This is a genomic window from Synechococcus sp. R8-2 (assembly GCF_047461715.1).
In the GTDB taxonomy this organism is placed as follows: Bacteria; Cyanobacteriota; Cyanobacteriia; order Thermostichales; family Thermostichaceae; genus Thermostichus.
Window position 1 is genome coordinate 1 of sequence record NZ_JANSHQ010000757.1, and the last position, 883, is coordinate 883.

Annotated in this window: 1 protein-coding gene; it reads left to right on the plus strand. The window is 61.2% G+C overall.

Features of this window, described 5'->3' with window-relative positions; genetic code table 11:
- The coding region (locus NW819_RS14490; RefSeq protein ID WP_414414177.1) for a response regulator at positions 1-798 on the plus strand (798 nt) is incomplete at its 5' end.
- Positions 799-883: the final 85 nt, after the last annotated feature.

Here is an 883-nt window from a genome sequence, read left to right on the forward strand (position 1 = left end):
GGGCGGCCCTCAATTCTCTGGCGGGATCAGCGTCTTCACTTCCAGCCCCTCTCAAATCTGCTGGCCTACAGCCGCAGCCACAGCCGCAGCCGTTCTGAGGTGTACAGCATCACTCAGGATGAGGGCATCATTCCCATTGTCATCCTGCAAAGTGCCGGTCAGTATGTTGCTCTGCAGGTGGACAGCTTTGTGGAAGAGCAGGAAATCGTGATCAAGCAACTGCGCGGGCCTGTGCCCAAGCCGCCGGGCATTTCTGGGGCAACGGTGTTGGGGAACGGGCGGGTGCTGCCGATTGCCGACATCATCGAGCTGGTGGACATAGCCCACGGTCGCCGTCGGGATCTCAACCGCTTCTGGCTGGATCACCGGGATGAGGAGCCAACCCCAGAAGAGGTGCGCCAGACCACCGTGTTGATCGTGGACGACTCGATCACCGTTCGGGAGCTGCTCTCGATGTCTTTCCAGAAGGTGGGCTACCGGGTGGAACAGGCGCGGGATGGCCAGGATGCCTGGGAAAAGCTGCGCGGCGGCCTGCCCTGCGACCTCATCTTCTGCGACATCGAGATGCCGCGGATGGACGGCCTAGAACTGCTCACCCGCCTGCGGGAAGACAGCAACTTCAAGCATCTCCCGGTTGCCATGCTCACCTCGCGGGGGGCAGAACGGCACCGGCAAACAGCACGGGAGCTGGGAGCAACTGCCTACTTCACCAAGCCCTATCTGGAAGAGGAGCTGCTCAGCGCTGCTGCCCGCATGTTGAGGGGGGAACAGTTGTTGGCGGCCAACCCAACTTCCTAATCGCGACAGCGGTGCGGTTCCCGTTCAGTGTGGCGCAGCAACATAGGGTGCTGTAGGCATGGCACTGATACATTTACGCTGAACA